A 21,415-nucleotide genomic window follows, 5' to 3' on the forward strand; every position below is an offset into this window, starting at 1 on the left:
GAGTCGACGCCTGCGAAGCAGAGCCGGAGGTTTATGCGTGTCCTCCCCAGGGCTGCTTCTGCTTTTCTGGGGCAGCGATGGAGATGACGGCCACACCAAGAAGTGTTGGCAACTGTTCGTCATCGCCCCTAGACATGGCAAGGACCTGCCGGCCCGATGTCGGCGGGTTATAAAGTTGCCTGCATATTTCCCGCGATGAAAGATGCATTATCGACCATACCAATATCAATAAATATTGACACTCAATTTAAGATACAGTCACCTCTTCAGCAAGGGCCACCGTGCCGCACCAGCACGCGTGGCTTATCCAATAAACCCTGCCTTCGCAGCCGCGAGCAAATCGGAGTAATCGAGATACTTTTCAAGACTGGGACTTCTCAGAATCACCAAAGCGCGCAAGAAAACCGGCACCGAGAATGTGCCGCTTTTAAGTTGCCCCGCAAGCCTCACCTTAGGAAGCGACATTCCCATCGCGAGCATTTTCTGCAGCAATTCCTCTTGCTGCATCGCAGGACACTCTCCAAGCTCTGCATCCAAAACCCTGATAGAACGGGCTTCCCAACCACCTTCTTCCTTAATGGCGGCGCCCCACAGCGCTGGCATCGGAGCTCCGGCCGCAGTCAGTATTTGAAGGAACATCGACAGCCTCACCTGCCCCAGGGAGACCCTTCGAGCGAGCGCCTTTTCGCCCTCATCAACCCCATATTCCTTCAGCCTCTTAGAAAGCTCTGCATACCCAATATCTTTCCGCGCAAGAACTACGCGAATCAAGCGTGCGGTCAGGCTTACCCACTGAGAATTCATTTCACTCACAAAATGTCCTTGAATTTTGGTCCGTACCGTCTAAGGTAAACACCAGTATTTGCTGATTTTTGTGATTATATGAAACCGGACAAATCCAGTTGAGCCTTCGGCGCCTAATCGCAATTGGAGTGGGCTCGCTTCACCACTCTTAGCGAACGACCACCATCAACTTCCATTGCAATCGAATTGGAGAAATAGAGGCACTCACGCCAAAGGGAATCACAGAGAAAAATTATATCCAGAATGAGAGCAGCGCAATTTTTTTACTGCGCTTGACCAGGACGGCCGAAAGATGGGTACGACAAATACGCGCCGTTAACTTGCGCACAGCGAGACAGTCGGCTATTATCGCCGGCCATTGCTTTGCTTTACGAATGCAAAGCGCGTAGATATGGATTATATACTTAAATATACCATTTAAACGGCAAAAGTGCAACTTTAAGCTCGCTTTGAATTTCCATTGGCGACACATCCATCAACCATAGGCAGACATCGACATGTAAACAACATCTCGGCACGACCGCGAAAATCAGCGCGGAAAACAAAAAAGACCCGAGAAGGGATGGCAGTCCCTTCAGAGGTCTTCTGTGATTACTACTTGGTACGTCACTAAGACATACGCGCCTACATGTACGCGCATCTTGTCCTAAGTGACGTGCCGTGTCAATACTTGCGCCCATTTTCTGATGGGAACGGTACTACGTCACTAGGACAAGAAATGCAACAGACTTCTCGCAACTCGGGCGACGCGCGCGCCTACCCCACACCCAGCCTGCAATCGGAGGCGGTTTTACAGTCGGCTCTCACCTCAGTCGACTCCATCTCGTTCCCCAAGCCACCCCAACAGGTGGGCCACGTTTCGCCAAAGGAGGCATTAGAGCTGTTCTGCATTGACAATTTCCTGGTCAAAATTGCGCCACCATCGAGTAGCGCCCATGCGGGTCCAGCGCAACTCGTCTTGGACATAGCTCCGCGACCGGACAGTGAACTCATAGCAAAAGTCCTCCTCGCTGCTCGCAGGAATAACCTGAGAAGAAAAGCTGAAGCCACAGCGCTACGAAAATATGGCTGTGAGCTCACCAGTCTTGAGCAGCGCTTCATCGTGCCGGCTCCTATCACTAACTACGAGGTGAACACGACGGCACTCGCGCAGGCCATCAAACGATGCTACCCACGGACCACTTTCACCACGCGAATTCTGAGAGCGTTCGCCGATACGAACAGCCCTGACTGCGAAGGACAGTGACATGTCCGGAGAAATTGTTGAAACGACCGCGCGAGGCAAAGCAGTCGTCGCGCCTGATAGCGGCCTCACTTCGCTGCTATCGATTGCCGATTTTCCGTCGAAGGAAATGGCGGAGATGATGCGCACTCCCAAGACCAGTGAGCTTATGAGTCGTCTGGAGCGAATCGCTGTGCCCACGGACGCGGCCAGCGTTCCTGGGCAACTGACCAAAAATGCTGAGGCTAAGGTCAAGTACAGACGGTCGTACTTCACGACGGCACCAATCCTGGAGTTTGTCTCTGCATTTGGTGCGTCCGTGCGCGACGCCTATCGCACCAAACAATTCGGAAATCCTGAGTACCGTCGTTACCTATTCGAGACATTGGCACTTCGAGTGGGAGACAAACTGAAGCCTCTTCCGGCTTGTATTCAGGAGGCCGCTGGAACGAGCTTCGCGGTCGTAGCTCCTGTTCAGTGCGGCAAAGCTGCTCTTGCAACCGCGCTTGAGCGGTGCTTTCCCAAGCCATTCAAGATTGAGAATCCGCCGCTCGAAGGTCTCTCAGAAATCCTTGTCTATCCGGTTATTCGGCTTAAGTACCCGAGAAATCGGAAGCTGAATGGACTGCTTAAGGATTTGCGCGCGGCCATTCTGGCGTTCTCCTCTGACGAGAAGACTAAGCGGAGCGCGTTGTCCGAAATGCTCGAGGACGAATCTGGCGACATTGCTATTGCGACCTGCATCCTCGTCAATGTGGGCGGCATCATCATTGAGGGCGCTACGGGTCGCAAGCTGGATTACGTGCACACCGAAGAAATCTTGGAATTCTTGGTGAAGGCGCGTGACGACGCGGGCATTCCGGTGATGTTGATGTGTACTCCTGCTTTCATGCATGGAGTAAATAGCTATGGCAAGACCTACGCATCCATCTTTGAAGGAATGACGCTTCACTTGGATTCGCTTGAGACATCAGTCCAAAAGGGACTAGCTGCCCAGGGCTCAAAAATCGCCGAGAGAAAACAACCGGAAAAGCCAGGCGAAGAGAAAGCATTCGTCAAAGAATTTTGGGATAGCGGCCCCTCAACCAAAAGCAAGCGTATGCCTGGTTGGCTGCCTCAATTTGTCGTCGACTACTGCTACGGCCGTCAAGGATGGATTGCTCAATGCATGGAGCAACTGGAAATCGAGCTCGGCGGTGCTATTGCACCTGACAGCTTAGAAAAGGAAATCGTTGAAGCAATATTTGAATATCGCATGAAGGCGATGAAACCGATTCGAAAGGTGCTTGAGGAGCTTGAAACGATTGGCTTCATTAACTCCAAGGCCAGATTTCTGAACACGGTGGATTTCCTCCCGGACGAGGTGTTTGAAATGCCGCGGCAAGAAAACTGGTACGCAATCCTCGCGACTGGGAGACAAATCAAAAATGACGTCATTGACGAATAAATTGCTGGAGGGTCATAAGGTGCTGATGGCCAGCAGATGGGGTCGTTACTACCCGGAGATTTGGGAGGCGGGGAGGAAGAATCCCCGCATCTCTAACCCCTTGATGGTCCTGGGATGGTTAAGCGAGATTGCCGGGTTTAACTCAGATGCGATTGAGCGAGGTATAGGTGCGCTGTGCGGATATCTTGCTGCGAATGGTGGTGCTGCCTACGGGCTGACCAGGAATTCCGTGCGGGAATTCGTATGTCGGCATTTTCTGAATGCTGAAGGAGGCGCTCCATGAGCGATGCCCAGACAAAACGAATGTCGGACCTGCTGTTCGTCTCCGGCTTCCCAGAGGGTGAGACCCTGTACAGCTGCCTGCATCGGAACTTTGAATACTCGCGCGTTCGTGACTTCCCGGCTGCATTCAAGCGGGCCTTCCACTGCAAGCCTGGCCTGCGGGGGACGCCAACAAACATAGGCGAGATATATGCTGCTTTCGCCTATAGGTTCCGCTCGTTCGATGAGCTCATTGCGAAGAACACGGAGTATCCGTTGTACCTCAAGGGTCTGCCCGAAGAAAAGAAGTCGCAGCTGATTGAGCGAATAACAGGGAAGGTTCCTGGGCCGGCCCGGCCTACGCGCCCTCCCCTGCTGTTCGGTTCCAGCAGCGAAACGGCGAAGTATTGCCCAGAGTGCTCGGAGCAACGACGCTACGACCTCGGTTTTACGTATCAGCACCTACGTGAAAATGCGCCGTACGTGGAATATTGCCCTATTCATGGAAAAGAGCTCCGTTCGTCTAACGTGCAACTTCCCCTATATGACCTGTACTGCAAGGAGATGCCAAGCGCCTACCAGCGCGAGCGCTCAATTGTACTTAGCCAGCGAATCTGGACGTGCTTGGATGGCGACCAGGACAGCAGTCAATTCGAGAAAGCCCAGGTCATCGAAACCTTGCGGCACGCGGGGTGGCTTGGTGAGAACGGTCGCATGAATCTGGCGCTGTTCATCCAGAGCTTTAGCGCGTTCTTTGCTGGCTCCTTCTCCGATGTTCGAATCGCCCTGCTTTGCCATGAAGAGAAGCTGGTGCACGACACTATACGTGCGCTGCTTCGGCCCGACCACGGAGTGTTCTGGCTCTGGTGCATCCTTTTCACTTGGTTCGCCAACGAGCGGCCATGTGAGAAGGTGCAACAGAGGCGCATCCCATCAGAGAAACCTGTACCACCAACGCCGGAAGAGGTTTCCAGCCAGTTGGCTGTGCATATGTCGTTGAAGGCCACTGCGGTTGCAATGAATATCCCGGCCTCGGCGTTGACCATCCTCTGCCGACGATACGACCTTCCCATCACTTGGCGCGCCAAGAAGATTGACAAGAATCTGACTGAGGCAATCTACAAGGCGTTTATCCGATGTCCCAGAAGGCTCCGTATGCCTGATTGAGGAACCAGAAACTCACCTGCATCCTAAGCTACAGCGCTATCTCGCGCAGAAAATTGACGAAGTTGCAGAACATCGCCGTCTTCAGATGTTCATGACTACCCACTCGACCGTATTCCAACAATCCAATACTTGGAAGGGCGTCCCAAAGATTTTTGATGCGACAGGCGCCGACCTGAGAGAGATGAACTGTGCATGGAGCGTCATGGATGCCTTGGGCATCCGGAACTCTGATATCTCACAAAGTAATGGAATTATCTGGGTGGAAGGCCCCTCGGATCGGATGTACATCAAGCATTGGCTACATCTTTTCTGTAAGCTCTATCAGAAAACTGAGCCCAAAGAAAATATTGACTACTCCTTCTGCTTCTATGGTGGAGCCCTTCTCTCACATATGAGTGCGGCCGAGGAGGACTCCCTGATTTCCATGCTAAAGATGAACAGAAATATGATTGTGGTAATGGACAGGGACTTCGACTTTTCCTTCAATCCAGACGGTGTGCTTATAGTGCAGAACTCAAGTTCACCAAAAGTACGGATACTCAATGAACTGAAACAGCTTTCTCCGGCTCGCCTAAAAGTATGGATTACAGACGGCTACACAATGGAGTCGTATCTCCCAGCTTCATTTAGAAGCAAATACTTCGCGGAAGTCGACGGGCGACTTTTCCTCCACAAGGGGCGCAAGGTTGAAATTGCATCAAAGTATATGAAGCGATATCTAGAGCTTGGTTCGTGCACCGAATCAATTGAAGCTCTAACCACGCATATTGAGATGCTACATACAGTCATAAATCAGTGGAACCTATGATGCGTATTCCTGATCCGAGTTTTCCTTTTTCCCAATCTCCCGTATTTTTTCGTTTAGATTCTCCTGAAGGTAGGCGTCCCAGAAACTACCCCAGGTATCAAATAGCCAGCAAATTAGTAAAATATGCCGTAGTGGATGCGTGCCAGAGCGCGGATTCCGCAATAGTCGGAGCACTAGCCCACCAAACGCGTTTGGGTTTTCTGTAACATTTGAGAAATCTGGTATATGAGATAGTTCGCCGGCGAACATCGAATATGCCGCGCCAATTTCCGTATTATTTAGCTTCCCGCTATTTGTTAGTAGTCCCCGTTTAGAAAGTGCAGAATGATAGGTTTTGACTAGAATCCTTGAGTCAAAATGAAAACCACGCTGCAACGATAGAAGCCGCTCAGCGGTTTGAGAGATCTTGATAGCGGCCGCTAATTCACGGGAACAGAATTGCCTGCAATCAATTGAAGTTAGGACCTGTTGATTTGGAAGAAGCCAAAGAAATCTTCCAATGCCATTCGATTTCTCACTCGCCATCATCAACGGCTGCTCATGCGCTAAGCAAATCCATATTCCTGGAAGTTGATGACTCAAATGCCAATACGCCGTGCCGAAATTCTTCTGATCCTCTTCCATGCATTCAGCACAGGCTTTCAAGGGATGATTGGCACCAAACCGACTGGTAAGTATCCCCAGTTGAAATTTCATCGATCCAATTCCACTGCCAGCCATAGCCAAAAACGCGGCCTCCTCATCCACAGCTGAGCGAAATGGAAGATAGAAAGGCAGGAGCGTTCGCTCCCGAATAATATCGTCCGTGGTTCCCAGAAGCCCGCCAGTATTCTGCACGAACATATCTATTCGGCTTGGAAAATCATGAGCAGTCCCTTTCTGCGCGTGACCGAATAGCTGTTTGCATGTCGTCGACGCGAGCAGATTCCCACTGAGCTTGTGGTACCGACTACACATGCTGAAGATGGTCTCGTTCGGGAGCCAGTTCGCAATTCCAGATGTAGGAAATAGATCTATCTGTGAGCGGTCAAAGGACATGGGATATAAATGGGCCGGAGAGACCATTACGGTGGCACGACTACGCACCTCACCTAGTCGTGCGCGCAACCTCTCGCGCTGCTATGGGATTCTGCCTCATATCCCTTAGCAGACTATAGGCAAAACAGGACGTTTATGCTCGATAAATTCCCGCTATAATTGCGCCGATCGCATTCGGAGAGGGATTGTCTCGGACTATACGAAACGGCAGATTTAGCGGCGGCCATATTGGCCTGTTTGTCTCAGACTTTAGCTTGCCCATTAGAGTCGGAAATGTCGGAAATACCGACATATTTGTCTCAGACTTTAATATTGCGGAACACATGTTATCGAACCACGAAACAATACGTTAGCGACCGTTTTTCAGAAGGGATAACCGGATAGCCTTCACTCAGCCGGAAACCCTTTTACACAAAGGCCGCTAACACTTTCTTTAAGCACAACCACCTTGCGTAGCACCGTCCGGATTGCGCTTCGCTGAAATCTACAAGAAACCCTCTGTGGTGGCCCGAAGACAAGAGGCAGGTTTGCAGAGATGGAGCCATGGAACGCAAGTCCTCCATCTGAAGTGATGCTTAAATCTTCAGGCGCCAGGCTCTTGGAGTCCCAGGGACCAGCCCGGCGGATAGCCGATATGCGCTCGTAGCGTATCCAGCAGGACCGTGACTCGGGCTGGCGGCTGCCTCAATGCGCGTAAGGCATGAATTCCTGTGCATGCATGTGGTTGCTCTGACCACTCAGGAAAGAGCTGCAAAAGATGACCGGTTTTGACATCTGGCCCGACCACCCAGTCTGGAAGATAGCCAATCCCTAGCCCCTCCCTGGCGGCGAGGCGCATCGCCTCAAAATCATCACAGGCAAACACAGGCTGCGAGCTTACTGCGCGCGCCGGCTGACCAAGCACGTCAGACCATCCCAGCAAGTCCGCTCCATGCAATTTGTCGATTAAGCGATGCGATGCCAGGTCTGCGAGTTCGGCCGGAGTCCCTGCTTGCGCGAGATAGGCTGGACTTGCACACAAAATCCGGGTCTGCGTTGCAATGCGGGTCCCGATGAGAGTGCTATCAGCCATATCACCGATTCGGATAACCAAATCCAGACGCTCTGCCACCGGGTCAGCAAGCCTTTCAGTGAGGTCCAATTCCAACCGCAAATCAGAATACTTACGAGCCAGTTCTCCCATGACTGGCATGACATAGCGCTTGCCAAACGTCGGGAAGCAGGCCACCCGCAGGGTGCCGGTCACTGCGCCCTTCATCGATGCCAATTCTTGCTGCGCGTCTTCCAGTGAGTCAAGGATTTGCCTGGCCCGCACCAATAGCGCCTCCCCCGCGTCGGTGAGTGTCAACAGTCGTGTGGAACGCAAGAACAAAGGGGTATCGAGGTACTCCTCAAGCGTATCAATCTGGCGCCCGATGGAGGAAGGCGTGCGACCACGGCGTCGACCGGCACCGGAGAAGCTGCCTTCCCGCGCCACATCGGCGAAGACTCCCAGAAACTCCGCGAATTTTTCTGACTGCATTTGTGCATTCCTTGCATAACCATTGTGGGGAAGAGTCATCTTATCAACAGTCCCCCTCAGTTTTAATCTTCTTCCTACGGCAAGCCCACATGCTACCGAATTCAACCAAGGAAGATAATCATGCAAAAGTATAAATACGACCAGCTCTATCTGTTTATCAATGGTGTCTGGCTGGAAGCTGGAAACCGCGACACCTCCGCTGTCATCAATCCCGCAACGGGTGCGGCACTGGGCCGTCTGCCGCTCGCCACTGCCGCAGACTTGGACCAGGCGCTAAGCGCGGCTAAAGAAGCTTTCGAGGTATGGCGCCATACAGTTCCCGCCGAACGCGCCCGCATCCTGAGAAACGCTGCCGGATTGATGCGCGAACGCGCTGAGCACATCGCCGCGCTGATGACGCTGGAAGAAGGGAAGCCCCTGAGCGAAAGCCGAGATGAAGTGCTGCGCGCCGCGGAATACTTCGAATGGTTCTCCGAGGAAGCGCGCCGTATCGATGGCCGCGTGGTTCCCGCCAATCGCCCTGGCGTCCAGCAATTAGTGAAGCGTCAGGCTATCGGTCCGGTAGCTGCCTTTACGCCCTGGAATTTCCCTGCCATTACCCCTGCTCGCAAGCTGTCGGCAGCCTTGGCGGCCGGTTGCAGCGTCATTCTGAAACCAGGCGAAGAAAGCCCTGCGACGGCCTTGGCCCTGGCCCGCTGCCTGGATGATGCCGGTCTGCCTAAAGGCGTACTGCAAATCGTCTTCGGTGTTCCGGACATGGTCTCGGGACAACTGATTGCCTCGCCGGTCATTCGCAAGGTCGCCTTCACCGGTTCCGTACCTGTGGGACGCCTGCTGTCCGAGCGTGCTGCCGCCGGCGTCAAACCCATCACGCTGGAGCTAGGCGGACACGGCCCCGTGTTGGTATTTGAGGATGCCGATATCGATGCTGCAGCGGCTGGCGGTGCCGCCAACCGCTTCCGCGGCACCGGCCAAATCTGCATTTCATCGACCCGTTTTCTGATTCAGCGTGCCGTCTACCCCCGCTTCGAGGAACGCTTCGTCGCAGCAACGCAGAAGCTGGTCATCGGTGACGGCATGGATAGCGGCACACAAGTGGGTCCACTAGCCAATCCGCGCCAACTGGCCAAGATGGAATCGCTGGTTGCCGACGCAGTGGCGCAAGGTGCAAAGGTATTGACTGGTGGAAAGCGTATCGACCGTCCGGGCTATTTCTTCGAACCTACCGTGCTGGCCGACGTGCCGATGAGCGCTCGCATCATGCATGAAGAGCCGTTCGGCCCCATCGCCGTCTTACGCCCCTTCGACATGCTGGAGGACGGTCTGGCGGAAGCTAATCGCTTGCCCTACGCACTGTCTGCCTATGCCTTTACCCGAGATGCACGTACCGCCATCGACGTCGGTGACGGCCTTGAGGCTGGAATGATTGGCATCAACCAATACCGCATCATCGCCACCGAACTGCCTTTCGGTGGAATGAAGGAAAGCGGTCATGGCTCGGAAGGCGGCACGGAAGGCATCGGCCATTACCTGACCAACAAATTCATCAGCCAGGCCTGATTCAGATACGAACAGGAAACGTCATGAAACCCATCGATTTCACCAGCCCTCGCGCAACGGCCCGCCACTTCACCCCCAAGCTGTCCGATTTCGTCGAGCAGCCGCTATATTCGGAAGTCTGGACTGACCCGGACCTCGCACCGCGCGACCGCAGCCTCATCACCATCGCTTGTCTCATCGCGATGAACCACGCCAACGAACTTCCCGCGCATCTGCGCCGCGGTATCCAGAATGGTTTGACGCAGGCTGAGCTGAGTGCGGCCATCACGCACTTGGCGTTCTACGCCGGCTTCCCGGCGGCCATCACGGCGTCCGCTTACGCCAACGCGGTGTTCTCTGAAAACCAAGCCGCCTGACTATATTTTTCTACCGCGCAAGCCCCGTAGCGGCCATCCGGCTCTATCGCAGCGAAATAAGGAACCATCATGAAAGCTATTACCTTTGACCAATTCGGCGCCGCCGACGTACTCAAAATCAACGAGGTCCCAGAACCTGTCCTCCGTCCCACCGACCTGCTGGTGCGTACCCATGCAGCCGGCGTCAACCGCGCTGACCTGACCCACCGTCGCGGCGGCTACGGCTGGCCTGACTTTGGCGACTCCACCGTCATGGGCCTGGAAATCGCGGGCGAGGTGGTCGCCATCGGCTTGGAAGTCCAAGGCTATTCTGTCGGTGACCGTGTCATGGGTATTGTTGGAGGTGGCGCCTATGCTGAGGTTGCCCGCATCGACTACCGTATGGCGATGCCGATTCCAGACGGCATGGACTATATTCATGCTGCGGCAATCACCGAAGTATTTGTGACTGCCCATGAAGCGCTCATTCACTTGGGCAAGCTGCAACCTGGCGAATCAGTTCTGGTTCACGCCGGAGCAGGTGGTGTCGGCGGTGCGGCGGTACAGCTCGCACATGCGGTTGGCGCGACAGTTTTTGCCACAGCACAGAGCAGCGCCCATGATCTGGTTCGCAAAATGGGGGCGAATCATGTAATCGATTATGAGAAAGAAGACTTCGCGGAGGCAGTTGCTACACGAACAGAAAATCGCGGCGTAAACCTCATCCTTGATTTCATCGGCGCACCTTACTTCGAACGCAATGTGAATTCGCTCGACTTCGGCGGCCGCCTGGTGCAAATCGGTATCATGGGTGGTATCGAAAACGCGAAGATACCGCTGGACCGTCTGCTGTATCGCCACCTGCAAATTATGGGCACAGTCATGAAATCGCGTTCACAAGAAGTAAAGCACGCCATGTCGCGTCGTTTCAAGGAACGTTGGTTATCCCAGTTTGGCAAGGATGGATTGAATCCAATCATCGATAGCGTCTATCCCTTGGCCGAGGCAGGCGCAGCGCAGAAACGCATGGAAGATGGTTTGAACGTGGGAAAAATTGTCCTGACTACCTGAGCAAATACTTAAGTTGTGCATACGCTTGTTCATCTAAAAACAGCGTGCAAAAAAAGTCAGACCTCTTCGGGTTTCTCAGGGTTCTTCAGAGCCCCCTGAGAAACCGTCGCCGCTTATCGCAAAAGGAATTTGCTTGATGGTTGCCAACCAATTAGGGCAACCTACGCTGCCCCGTCCCCCAGCTCTTTGGCAAAATCAAGAATTACTTGAGAGACAACATCTGGCCGCTCCTGCGGCAGCCAGTGACCACAGTCCGGAATCACACGTGTTCCTCGGAGACATGGCACCTTCGCTGACATGGAAGCAATTATCTCTTTCATGCCTGGAATGCTCAGCCCGGTGTCCCGCTCTCCAACTAGATATAGGCTCGGCACAGTAACGACCGCATCTGAATAGCTGGCCTCAAGCGCCCAATTCCTATCTAAGTTCCGGTAGTAGTTCAGTCCTCCCCGGAAGCCGCTTTCTTCGAAGGCCAGTGTGAAGACATCGATATCGTCTTGCGTCAGCCAAGATGGAAGTTTCGAAGGAAGCGGGAGTGATGCCAGCAATCCGTCTTTCCTGTTCACCATGCCGAACGGATTCGGCGTTCCGTCTCCCTGCTCGCGCGGCCCGGCTTCGCCAGACGCTGCATACAAAATTTTCACCAAGGTTTCGTTTACGCTCGTTTCGAACTCTTTTTCAGCCCTGCCTTCATCTTGGAAGTAGAGCGCGTACAGCTCCAGGTCTTCGGTGTGCGGGAAGAGCTGTGTCGGCGGAGCGGGAGCTCGCGGCATCATCGGCACGCCCAGCGCTATCAAGCCCCTGAATCGGCTCGGATATCTCAACGCAGCATGCCAAGCCACGGTAGCGCCCCAGTCGTTACCGACAATTACGGCGTCCTTGGCATCCAGGGCATTAAGCAGTCCCACCATATCCGCCGCTAAATGCTCCACCGAGAATAATTCCACAGCACCAGGACTATCGCTCTTTCCGTAACCGCGCATATCCGGAGCAACCGCCCTGAATCCTGCTGCTGCCAAGGGGCCCATCTGGTGTCGCCAGGAGTACGATGTCTCCGGAAAGCCGTGACAGAGCAGAATGACAGGGCCCTCACCCTGCTCAGCGACATTCATGTTGATGCCATTCGCGGCAACCATCCTGTACTGAATTTTTTCCACGATAGAATCTCCTGATAAGATACATGCGTAACATCATAAGTTACACATAATCTCTGGTCAACCTCAACTCTCATAATTCATTGAAAGGCGTAGATGCGCACTGACACTCGTTTGTCTCGCATGCTGCACGTGCTGGTCCATATGCACTTACTTGGCGGCAAAGAGACGTCGGAGACAATTGCACTCATGCTGAACACGAACCCGGTCGTGGTCAGAAGGACGATGGCCCGCTTGAAGAGCCACGGCATCGTACAGTCCGAGGGAGGAAAAGGCGGAGGATGGGTACTGGCGAGGCCAGCGGAAGAGGTGTCACTGCTGGATGTGCAAGCTGCACTGAGCGCGGAAGACATTTTCGCAATTGGCCTGTCATCTGATCATCCCAAATGCCCAGTAGAAGCAGCGGTGAATTCGGCTGTTGGTGGGGCGCTCGAGCAAGCTCAGGTGCGCTTCAGCGAAACACTTCAAGGCATCACGCTGGCTGACTTGGCTTCCTCTTTCAAGAAAGCAGAATAATCTGTGGCGACGTATGGACCACATCGACAAGCCAACCAGTTTATTAAAACTGACGGCGGGCCAATTACGCGGAATCTAAGCAATAGATGACGCGCCAAAGGCGGATCATCTAGCTTTATCCCCGATTAAGTCTTTCGCAAGATATCCGGCAATCTGTGGATTTTCTTTTATCCGACGGATGCTATAGCCATACCAATCACTACCAAACGGCACATACTAGCAGCGCGATAACTTATGCTTCACCCGACGCCATGCGACAACGATTGCACTGGTCGACAAGGCCAATCCACCTAAGCTGAGCAGCACCAGAATAAGCTCCCGCAACCATCCGACTTCAAGCATCGGGCGTAAATCCCAGCTATGGAGAAAACTGAACAACCAACGCCCGACGCGCTGCGCGCGATCCGCACTGAGTTCCAATTGGCCGGTACGGACATCGATATAGGCTTGCGTCGCTCCTGCATCGCCGAACTCGAATTTGAGAACGGGCAATCTCCGTTCGGAACCGCCCATCATCGCCTCCGGCTCACGGCGATAGAAATAGGCGTCGTATTCTGCCAGCAGCGCCCGATGACGGATCGGCGCCGTCATCAGATGAGCTGCGGCAGTTTGCAACGTGTCGACAGGCCATTCAGCAAGGACTGCCAGCTTCGCATCTTCCTCAACGACGAGGCGCGAATTGTCGGCGGCGTCGCGTGCGAGCACAAACGGCTTGCCGTTGAGTGTTTTCCACTCCAGCTCTACCGCATGGAAATCGCCATCCCGCAAAACCTGCAGGATGGCCGAGGGCGTGGCATCCACGCGTTTTCCGGCAGGCGTTCCGCCAGCGTAGGCAGCGATATCGGGCCGAATGCCGGCAGAGAAGATACCCAACGGGTTCATCGACATCAACCCACTGAAAATCCATGTCAGCGTAATCAGGGAGAAAGTCAGTCCGAGAAGGTGATGCCATCGCATCCAGCCGGTCTGATACGGCGACCGCGATCCGGATTTGTAACGCCCCGCAAAGCGCCAGCGCCAGACGCCGACCAGAATGCCGCTGCAGGCAAGCAACACGCATCCGGCCGACAGAAGGATCACCGTCCAGGTCCAGACGTCATCGACCGGCTTGTTCTTGAACATGTAAAGCCAGTGCAGCCAGGCGCCGGCGAAATTCCAAAGCCGTTGCATACGTGGGGCCTGCATGACTACTTCCCCCGTATGCGACGACACGTACAGCAGCGTTGCATCTGCGTCATGCATCCGGATCATATATAGCGGTCGGTGAGGATCCAGGCCGCGCGAATGCGTCCAACGATCTTCTTGCACCGCACCGACGTATGTCGCGTCCGCTTGCGGCAAGAACAGTCCCGCAGAACGCAATGCATCAGTGGCATCAAAGCGTCCGCGGCGCTCGCCGCTGACGGCGTCGAACACATCGACGCTGCCGTCGGCGTAATGCAATACATAGCGGGAACGACCGTCAGCGGCATTGAACGTCATGCGTTCCGGCGGCATGCGAGCGGCCGCCACAATTTGCTCCGGCGTCCGGTATGAGGGCTCGGAAGCCAGTGCGGGCAAGGCATGCGACCTATCCCAAGGAGTGAGCTTGGGATAGCCGACGAACAACATGACGATGCCGCTCGCGAACCACAGCGCCATCAGCACGCAACCCGCCACGCCGCACCAGCGATGAGTCAGGTAGGTCCAGCGCCGCAGGCGCACTGATAGCTTTGTCATCCCGATCAAAAGCGATGATTGACGCTGAACTGGACTTCACGTCCCGGCCCTGCCAGCCATTGCGTACTGTTGTAATACGCGGTGGTGTAGTAGCGCTTGTCGAATACGTTGTTGCCGCGTAGCGTCAGCGTCGTCGCCGATGTCGCCCTCCACTGCAGCGCCAGGTCGGTAGTCGTGTAGGCCGGCAGCTTCAGCGTATTGGCGTTGTCCGCGTAACGTTTACCCACATATTGCAGGCCGCCGCTGGCGGTCCATGCCGGCACGAAATTCCAGCTCAGCCACAAATTGGCAAGTTGTTCCGGGACATTGGTCGGCACATTGCCGTTACGCGATACCGCGACGCTGCCGACCGCCTCGGAAAAATCGTCATAGCGCGCACGCAGCAGCGATGCGTTTGCGTCCAGCTTCCAGTCCCTTGCGAAGGCCAACGACAAACTTGCTTCGATCCCACGGGAAGACTGCTGGCCGACCTGGACTTTCAGGTTGGGGTTGGCAGGATCGCGCGTGAGCAAGCTGTTCTTGCGAATTTCATAAGCGGCCAGCGTCCACTCCCCGCGCTTGTCCCAGAAAGCCTGCTTGAGGCCCGCCTCTAGCTGGCGGCCGGTGGACAGGTCGAATTTACTATTCGATTGCGTCAGGAAAAGCATGCCGCTGACCGGATCGGCGGCCTTGGAATACTGGCCGTACACGCTCAGATCCGGCGTGATAGCAAAGACCGTTCCCAGTCGCGAGCCGACGGTGGAGAATTTCTGGCTGAAATTGTTGGCGCTATTGACCAGATCGCTGCGAGAGACATCGGCATGGTCGAAGCGCAGTCCGGCCAGCACGGTCCAGCGCTCCGTCAGGTTCAACTTGTCCTCGCTGAACAGCGAATATTGCGACGCCGTATTGCGGTAACGTGGAATGAAGGGAATGGCGCTGCTATAAGTGCCGGGATCAAAGCTATAAGGATTGACCGACGGGAAGTCTCCTGCGTAAGTATTGTTGGTATGCGTAAAAGTGCTGGAGTTGATATCGAAGCCGACCGAGACCTGATTCTTCAATCCGAACAAATGACCGCGGAACGTGGCATCCGTCGTATTGCCGGTCTGCGACTGATCATGCCGGATCTCGGTAGCTGCGGAGCGGTCAACCAGACCGGTAGCGGCGTTGTAGGTGTAATACTCGGCATTGCGCCAGTATCGGTTGCTGTTGATCTGGTACAGGCGCGTACGCACGGTGGCGTCGGCATTCGGCGTCCATTGCGCTTCCAGTTGCGCCCAGCGATCCTTGTAGTCGATCGCGCTGTCGCTGACGTCATAGTTTTTGTCGCGCAGGGCCTCCAGTTGTTGCCCGTTGACCAGGGGCGTTCCGAAATAGCGCATCGGACGCTGGTGTCCCTGTGCGTAACTCAGTTGTACAAACAGTTCTGGAGTGACGTCCAATCGCAACGCGCCCGAGAAGGATAGATTGTTCGAATTGCCGCGATCAACCCAGCCATCGGAACGGTCTCCGCTGATGTCGACGCGATAAGAGAGCATGTCATTGATGGCGCCGCCGCTACCAAGGCCGAGACGCTGGGTATTGTGCGAACCGACGGTCAGTTCCGCCTCATTCTCGATCTTGCCGCGCGTCGGTTTTTTCGGGACCACATTGACCACGCCGCCGATAGCGCCATCGCCGTAGATTACCGAGGCTGGGCCGCGCAGCACTTCAATGCGATCGATACTCCAGGTGTCGAACGGGAAACTCACGCCTACGCCGCCATACTGGCGCACGCCGTCGTACAGACGCATGACCGATGTCGTGTCTGTAAAGCCTCGCACCGACAGCGAACTGCCGCTGTTGCCCGGATGGCCGATGCTGCTGTAGCCGGGCGCGCGGGTGATGGCGTCGACAATGCCGGCGTCGCCGCGCTCTTCCAACTGCTCGCGCGAAATCACGCTGACGCTGGCGGGATTTTCCAATGGTGTCAGGTCCAGGTTGGAGCCGACCGATACCGGTTTGCTCAACTGTCCCGGACTTTGGGCGGAGACAGAAATCTCCGGCAATGAGCCGGCCGCTTCGACTGCCCAGGCAGCCTTGCCCAGACCCAAAGCGCATGGCGCGCAAGCCAGCAGACGAAAGAGTTGCGTTGAAATGTTTGCGTGGGGACGATGCAGCCGCAATGCTTGTTTTTTCATGATGATGAGAATTGTGCGTACTTGCCCGTGAGCGGGCAGATGCGTCTCTACGCCGACGCGAGTGGAGTTGGCATAGGGAAGCTCGAAGGAATGCCGGCAATATCGCCGACAGGATCATCAACAGATCGCGGGCGGTCCGCGCGAGGGAAGCGTCAGCCACGCTTCAGAGAGAATGGGTATGGCCTTCCGGTTTGCTGCGGGCAAGGCCCAGCCGGCAGGTGCAGCCAGCACAATATCGAATCGAGTGGGTAAAACATACATTGCATTCTGTTTGCAGCAGAACGCGCAATGCACATGCAGACTGTCTTTGCTGTGACCGGCTCCCGACGTTCCGGCGTCGATGCCTTTGGCATTGACCGAACAGATTTCTCCCCACGGCGTCTGACTCGTCGTATCCGGTACGACAGCCGTCGCTGTACCGGACCACAGCATCGTCAGCAACGCTGCGATAGTGATCCAGGACATCAGCCGCAAAGAAGACTGGTAGGTTTTCATGGGCGCCGATTCTACCGCGCCGCTCATCTTTCAGTGCATCTGAAATTTCCACGTAACGATATGAGATTTTTCCGCATAGGCTTGTGTACAAACGCTTTCCAGCGGTTTGCAGCATTCAGTGCCGGCTTGAAGTGCGACAATTAGTCGCACCTCGCGGAGAAACTTCGGCGAAGCAACGTCTGCCACCGAATCGCTGCCGCGGGATGCCGCCGGTCTGACCCAAGCCATGACAATATTTAGAACAAGACCGGATACCAGGGCAGCGGCCCGCATTAATCATTGACGAGGAATCTCAACGCGATGTGCCGGAAAAATCGATATCGCCGCCCATTGTGGAAGTGTTGACCGATACGGTTTTCTCCCGCAAAAGCCGCTCAAAAGAGAAGCATCGAGGGTGGCGGTCGCCGATTGCAGCAAACTGAATGCTGACAATCGGGCCGTCAAGAGATGCTACCGATTCGGCCAATCGTTGCTCCCCTTCCCGCGCGTCTTGCACCAAAACGGCAGATGGACGGGCCGAAGAGAGACTTTCGACAAGCTCCACCCGTTCCTGCAGCGCGGGAGTCAACTCGTTGAACACAAGTCTTGTATCGGGCTGCGAAAGCCATATAGCGCGTGAGCCGGCGGCGAGAACGAACGCAAGCTGAAAAAGATAATCGGCGCGGTTTGTCGCAACGCATAAAACACGCTCGCAAGGCAGAAGGCGATAGAGATTCGTTTCACCGATAGCGCCAGGCAACTCGAGCTCCAAGCCAACCGCGCTAGTCTCTCGAAAAATATCGCAGCACGCAATCAATTCCCGGTCTTGACCGCCCTGCAACCAGGAACGCAGTTGCGACAATCCTTCCATCAAGCGACTCCGTTTTCCCGACAGGCCGGCATCTTCAGGCGAGCCCGGAAGCAACTTCAAAGGCGCTTTTGCCAGCAGTCGGCGCAGAAACAACGGCCCGACGACTTTCGGCCCGCTGGCCGACAGACCTTCACCGCCCAGAAGCTGCCCACCGAAAACAGACCCCGCGGAGCTTGTGTTCACACACAGATTACCTGCGCTGACGCCGTCCGTTACGAATTCGATGGTCTTCTCCAGGCGCGAATACAGGCCGAGCGAAATGAAGTTTCCCGCCGTCTTCATTTCGTCAAGAAGACGCGGCAAATCGTCTCGTTCGAACCGAAGTATGTGTAATACCGGTCCAAAAATATCGCCGCGTACTGCATCGATACTGCTTACTTCAACCAAGGTCGGCGCCAGGAAGTTTTCTGATTTTGCAAACTCATCCCCGATAGCCGCCTGGAAGACAGGATGACCGGTTGCACGCATTCTCGCAATATGTTCTTCGACTGACCGACGGACATCGCGACGAACCATCGGCCCGATGTCGGTGCTTGGAATATCCGTTCTTCCAATCGACAATTCGGCCATTGCTCCCTTGATCTTTTCGATAACCGGTTGAGCGATGTCGGCCTGGATGCAAAGAAGTCGCAATGCCGAGCAACGCTGTCCCGCGCTGTCGAAGGCGGATGCAACGATCTCGGCAACCACGCGTTCCGGCGACACGGATGAATCCATTATCATTGCACTCAGACCGCCGGTTCCCGAGATAAAAACCGGAACCTGCCCGAATGCATTTCTGCGCGACGCCGCCGCTCGATTGACCTGGCGGGCGACAGCGAGCGAACCGGTAAAGAGCACGTTTTCGACCCTGGCGTCTGCGACCAATGCGGCGCCGATATCGCTCCCGCCCGGCAGAAGCTGGAGTACATTGTCCGGGATGCCGGCCTGGTGCATAAGCTGAACGACTAGCGCCGAAATGAGCGTCGTTTCCTGCGCCGGCTTTGCGACGACAGAATTTCCGGCAGCAAGAGCGGCCCCGATCTGGCCTGCGAAAATAGCGATAGGCGAATTCCAAGGGCTGATGCAAGCCACGACGCCCATCGGTTGATGCGTATCATTTGAAAATTCGAATCGAATCTGCGCAGCGTAGTATCGCAGCGCATCGATGGCCTCGCGCAACTCCGCTACGGCATTCGCAATGGTCTTGCCGGCCTCGCGCACCGCGAGCGAAATAAGACGATACCGCGCCCCGTGAATCAGCTCGGCGCTGCGCTCCAGCACCAGGGCGCGTTGCATCGGAGACCATTTGCTCCAGACGTGGCTTGCGACGACGCTCAACCGCAATGCGCGGTCAACTTCATCTGGATTTGCCGGAGTGACATCCCCCACGATGTCGCTGTGGATTGCCGGGTTTCTGATGCAGCGGGATGCAAAATGACGTGCATCTTCGGATTTCGCCGACCAATGCGCTGCCCACAACTTTCCGGCCTCCCTTGCGGTGGCGTCAGCCAGATCCGAGAGTGTCGATTCGTCCGCCAGGTCGACTCCGAGCGAATTCTTCCGGGTTGTTCCGTAGAGTGCGATCGGCAACGGGATCGCATTGTGCGGCCGGCCGATGTCACGGCGCCCCTCTATCGGCATCTCTGCAACGTCGACTGGATCCTGAACAAGCGTGTCCACAGAGATGGCGCTATTTATCAAGTTTTTAACGAATGACGTCCCGGCGCCGTCATCAAGAAACCGCTGCACCAGATAGGGAATCACTACACGCGATGATCCGATGAGCGAGTGGATACGGCAAGGACGATCGAGGCTATCGGAAGCGTTTCCCTTCACCACGTCTGCATAGATATATTCGCCAACGCCATACAAACCTTGGAACTCATACTGCCCGTGGTGGAAGTCCCGACCGGCTATCTCGCGTATATACGCCAGCGTGTGAGGATTATGTGTGGCAAATTGCGGATAGATACTTTCCGGCTCGGACAAGAGCCGTCGTGCACATGCCAGATAAGAGATGTCGGTGTGCTCCTTGCGTGTGAAAACAGGATAGTCTTCCAAGCCCTCCCGTTGCGCACGTTTTATTTCTGAAGTCCAATACCCGCCCTTGACCAACCGCACCATCATTCTTCGGTTGCCGCGCTTGGCCAAACTGACGACGAAGTCGATGATTTCAGAGCAGCGCTTCAGGTAGGCCTGAACCGTAAAACCGATGCCATTCCATCCGCGGAGCGAGCGTTCCTCGCAAAGTTTCGCGAGAAGGTCCATCGACATATCGACACGGCCATATTCTTCCGCGCCTATGCACATGCCTATGCCGTATCCTCTGGCCAGCTCGGCCAAGTGCCGCAAGCGCGGGTACAGTTCGCTCATGACGCGCGGATATTGGCTTCGAACATAACGCGGATGCAATGCCGAGAGTTTGACTGAGATAACGGCTTTCTCGTAAATTTCCCTCGTACCTGCAGAACGTCCGATGTCGTGAATTGCATTCTCATAGAGATGCACCGCCCTTTGCGCGTCCTCCTGGGAAAGCGCTGATGCCAGGGCGAGGCCGAAGGAGTAGTTGAAATCCTTCTTCGATGCGGCGTTATGTATCGCCTCATCCATTGTCCGGCCGAGAACGAAGCGACCGCCCATTTTCCGGATGAGGGTATTCATTCCGCCGCGCAAGACGGGCTCGAGCACGGAACGCGCCATTCCCTTGATCCTCGATTCCAACGGATGCGCCTGGTCTTCCGCAAACAGATGCTTCGCGACGTTCAATAGCCTGGAAACCACGTTCAACGCTATCGATATGTCAGGGTCCAGACCGGAGTGCCGGTGCGCTTTATCGAGTTCACCGCGAATCAGCGCATCGCTTGTCGCTGCGTCCGGTATGCGAAGCAGCCCTTCAGCCAGACGCAAAAGCGCAACGCCATCAGGAGAAGAAGGCGGATACGTGCGGAAGAAGTCATGAATGAATCTGTCGAGACGATCGGTCGTCGCAGCAGCTCGAAGCGTGTGGACAATGCCGCTTGCATCGGCGAGAACACGCGTCTTCTGCGCCCAGGACAACCGCGCCGAATCGATGAGTAAGGCAACGGCTTGCTGCTCTGGCATGGGAAATGCTTGGCAACTGTCTCTTCGCGATGCGGACCTGGCCAGCGGCTCGGGCAAGAAAGAGGAACGCTCGAATAGCGTCGGAAGCTCGCTGGCAGTATTTGTTTCTGGGGCAATCATCGGCGTGGCCGTCCGGTTGGGCTGACCTCCACTATATGAAGCGCAATAGAGGGTTGCAATCAAAACCGTTTGGCGCTCCC

16 protein-coding genes are annotated in these 21,415 nt (G+C 55.2%); 8 read left to right on the top strand and 8 right to left on the bottom strand.

Going from position 1 to position 21,415, the window contains the following annotated elements; translation table 11 throughout:
- Positions 1-303 precede the first annotated feature (303 nt).
- The gene (locus tag RV1423_RS10900) at positions 304-804 is read right to left on the bottom strand and encodes a DUF6471 domain-containing protein (RefSeq protein WP_231502198.1); all 501 of its coding nucleotides are present in this window, start codon (positions 802-804) and stop codon (positions 304-306) included.
- 718 nt (positions 805-1,522) lie between these two features.
- Between RV1423_RS10900 and RV1423_RS10905 the strand changes: the two genes are divergently transcribed.
- The 4 genes from RV1423_RS10905 to RV1423_RS10925 all read left to right on the top strand — a co-directional run bounded on the left by RV1423_RS10905 (position 1,523) and on the right by RV1423_RS10925 (position 5,709).
- Positions 1,523-2,050: a hypothetical protein gene (locus RV1423_RS10905; RefSeq protein ID WP_034296396.1), complete on the top strand. Its 528-nt coding sequence runs from the start codon at positions 1,523-1,525 to the stop codon at positions 2,048-2,050.
- A gap of 1 nt (position 2,051) precedes the next feature.
- Positions 2,052-3,473, top strand: a complete 1,422-nt coding sequence (locus RV1423_RS10910) for a hypothetical protein (RefSeq protein ID WP_034296398.1) — start codon at positions 2,052-2,054, stop codon at positions 3,471-3,473.
- Positions 3,474-3,752: 279 nt separating this feature from the next.
- Entirely contained in the window at positions 3,753-4,901 is a 1,149-nt protein-coding gene (locus tag RV1423_RS10920; protein WP_034296402.1) for a hypothetical protein, read from the top strand.
- A gap of 91 nt (positions 4,902-4,992) precedes the next feature.
- A complete protein-coding gene (locus RV1423_RS10925) occupies positions 4,993-5,709 on the top strand; it encodes a hypothetical protein (protein WP_231502184.1) in 717 nt (238 codons plus the stop codon).
- On the opposite strand, the gene RV1423_RS10930 is transcribed toward RV1423_RS10925, so the two are convergent.
- A complete protein-coding gene (locus RV1423_RS10930; RefSeq protein ID WP_034296404.1) occupies positions 5,704-6,774 on the bottom strand; it encodes a TnsD family Tn7-like transposition protein in 1,071 nt (356 codons plus the stop codon). The genes RV1423_RS10925 and RV1423_RS10930 overlap by 6 nt on opposite strands.
- Before the next feature lie 556 nt (positions 6,775-7,330).
- Positions 7,331-8,269: a LysR family transcriptional regulator gene (locus RV1423_RS10935; protein WP_034296405.1), complete on the bottom strand. Its 939-nt coding sequence runs from the start codon at positions 8,267-8,269 to the stop codon at positions 7,331-7,333.
- Positions 8,270-8,389: 120 nt separating this feature from the next.
- Between RV1423_RS10935 and RV1423_RS10940 the strand changes: the two genes are divergently transcribed.
- The 3 genes from RV1423_RS10940 (at position 8,390) to RV1423_RS10950 (ending at position 11,235) form a co-directional block, all read left to right on the top strand.
- Positions 8,390-9,829, top strand: coding sequence for an NAD-dependent succinate-semialdehyde dehydrogenase (locus RV1423_RS10940; protein ID WP_034296406.1), 1,440 nt, complete (start codon positions 8,390-8,392; stop codon positions 9,827-9,829).
- Positions 9,830-9,852: 23 nt separating this feature from the next.
- The gene (locus RV1423_RS10945) at positions 9,853-10,185 is read left to right on the top strand and encodes a carboxymuconolactone decarboxylase family protein (RefSeq protein WP_034296408.1); all 333 of its coding nucleotides are present in this window, start codon (positions 9,853-9,855) and stop codon (positions 10,183-10,185) included.
- A gap of 69 nt (positions 10,186-10,254) precedes the next feature.
- Positions 10,255-11,235, top strand: coding sequence for an NAD(P)H-quinone oxidoreductase (locus tag RV1423_RS10950; protein WP_034296410.1), 981 nt, complete (start codon positions 10,255-10,257; stop codon positions 11,233-11,235).
- A gap of 161 nt (positions 11,236-11,396) precedes the next feature.
- On the opposite strand, the gene RV1423_RS10955 is transcribed toward RV1423_RS10950, so the two are convergent.
- Complete coding sequence (locus RV1423_RS10955) at positions 11,397-12,392, bottom strand: alpha/beta fold hydrolase (RefSeq protein WP_034296412.1); 996 nt, start codon at positions 12,390-12,392, stop codon at positions 11,397-11,399.
- Positions 12,393-12,485: 93 nt separating this feature from the next.
- Here RV1423_RS10955 and RV1423_RS10960 point away from each other — a divergent pair, with 93 nt between their 5' ends.
- Positions 12,486-12,905 (top strand): Rrf2 family transcriptional regulator, encoded by a 420-nt coding sequence (locus RV1423_RS10960; RefSeq protein WP_034296414.1) that lies wholly within the window; start codon positions 12,486-12,488, stop codon positions 12,903-12,905.
- 216 nt (positions 12,906-13,121) lie between these two features.
- Here RV1423_RS10960 and RV1423_RS10965 read toward each other — a convergent pair whose 3' ends face one another.
- The 4 genes from RV1423_RS10965 to putA all read right to left on the bottom strand — a co-directional run bounded on the left by RV1423_RS10965 (position 13,122) and on the right by putA (position 21,215).
- Positions 13,122-14,609 (bottom strand): PepSY domain-containing protein, encoded by a 1,488-nt coding sequence (locus tag RV1423_RS10965; protein WP_231502186.1) that lies wholly within the window; start codon positions 14,607-14,609, stop codon positions 13,122-13,124.
- A 20-nt stretch (positions 14,610-14,629) separates the two neighbouring features.
- Positions 14,630-16,786: a TonB-dependent siderophore receptor gene (locus tag RV1423_RS10970; RefSeq protein WP_081768782.1), complete on the bottom strand. Its 2,157-nt coding sequence runs from the start codon at positions 16,784-16,786 to the stop codon at positions 14,630-14,632.
- Positions 16,787-16,903: 117 nt separating this feature from the next.
- Entirely contained in the window at positions 16,904-17,281 is a 378-nt protein-coding gene (locus RV1423_RS10975; RefSeq protein ID WP_197034919.1) for a DUF2946 family protein, read from the bottom strand.
- A gap of 292 nt (positions 17,282-17,573) precedes the next feature.
- Entirely contained in the window at positions 17,574-21,215 is a 3,642-nt protein-coding gene (gene putA, locus RV1423_RS10980) for a bifunctional proline dehydrogenase/L-glutamate gamma-semialdehyde dehydrogenase PutA (RefSeq protein ID WP_051516624.1), read from the bottom strand.
- Positions 21,216-21,415: the final 200 nt, after the last annotated feature.

Origin of the sequence: Herbaspirillum sp. RV1423 (genome assembly GCF_000577615.1) — a bacterium.
Classification (GTDB): domain Bacteria; phylum Pseudomonadota; class Gammaproteobacteria; order Burkholderiales; family Burkholderiaceae_D; genus Herbaspirillum.

Excerpts from the sequence above, each read along its gene's own strand:
- RV1423_RS10900 (WP_231502198.1), bottom strand. The coding sequence starts at position 804 with ATGAATTCTCAGTGGGTAAGCCTGACCGCACGCTTGATTCGCGTAGTT.
- RV1423_RS10905 (WP_034296396.1), top strand. The coding sequence starts at position 1,523 with ATGCAACAGACTTCTCGCAACTCGGGCGACGCGCGCGCCTACCCCACA.
- RV1423_RS10910 (WP_034296398.1), top strand. The coding sequence starts at position 2,052 with ATGTCCGGAGAAATTGTTGAAACGACCGCGCGAGGCAAAGCAGTCGTC.
- RV1423_RS10920 (WP_034296402.1), top strand. The coding sequence starts at position 3,753 with ATGAGCGATGCCCAGACAAAACGAATGTCGGACCTGCTGTTCGTCTCC.
- RV1423_RS10925 (WP_231502184.1), top strand. The coding sequence starts at position 4,993 with ATGACTACCCACTCGACCGTATTCCAACAATCCAATACTTGGAAGGGC.
- RV1423_RS10930 (WP_034296404.1), bottom strand. The coding sequence starts at position 6,774 with ATGGTCTCTCCGGCCCATTTATATCCCATGTCCTTTGACCGCTCACAG.
- RV1423_RS10935 (WP_034296405.1), bottom strand. The coding sequence starts at position 8,269 with ATGCAGTCAGAAAAATTCGCGGAGTTTCTGGGAGTCTTCGCCGATGTG.
- RV1423_RS10940 (WP_034296406.1), top strand. The coding sequence starts at position 8,390 with ATGCAAAAGTATAAATACGACCAGCTCTATCTGTTTATCAATGGTGTC.
- RV1423_RS10945 (WP_034296408.1), top strand. The coding sequence starts at position 9,853 with ATGAAACCCATCGATTTCACCAGCCCTCGCGCAACGGCCCGCCACTTC.
- RV1423_RS10950 (WP_034296410.1), top strand. The coding sequence starts at position 10,255 with ATGAAAGCTATTACCTTTGACCAATTCGGCGCCGCCGACGTACTCAAA.
- RV1423_RS10960 (WP_034296414.1), top strand. The coding sequence starts at position 12,486 with ATGCGCACTGACACTCGTTTGTCTCGCATGCTGCACGTGCTGGTCCAT.
- RV1423_RS10970 (WP_081768782.1), bottom strand. The coding sequence starts at position 16,786 with ATGAAAAAACAAGCATTGCGGCTGCATCGTCCCCACGCAAACATTTCA.
- RV1423_RS10975 (WP_197034919.1), bottom strand. The coding sequence starts at position 17,281 with ATGAAAACCTACCAGTCTTCTTTGCGGCTGATGTCCTGGATCACTATC.
- putA (WP_051516624.1), bottom strand. The coding sequence starts at position 21,215 with ATGCCAGAGCAGCAAGCCGTTGCCTTACTCATCGATTCGGCGCGGTTG.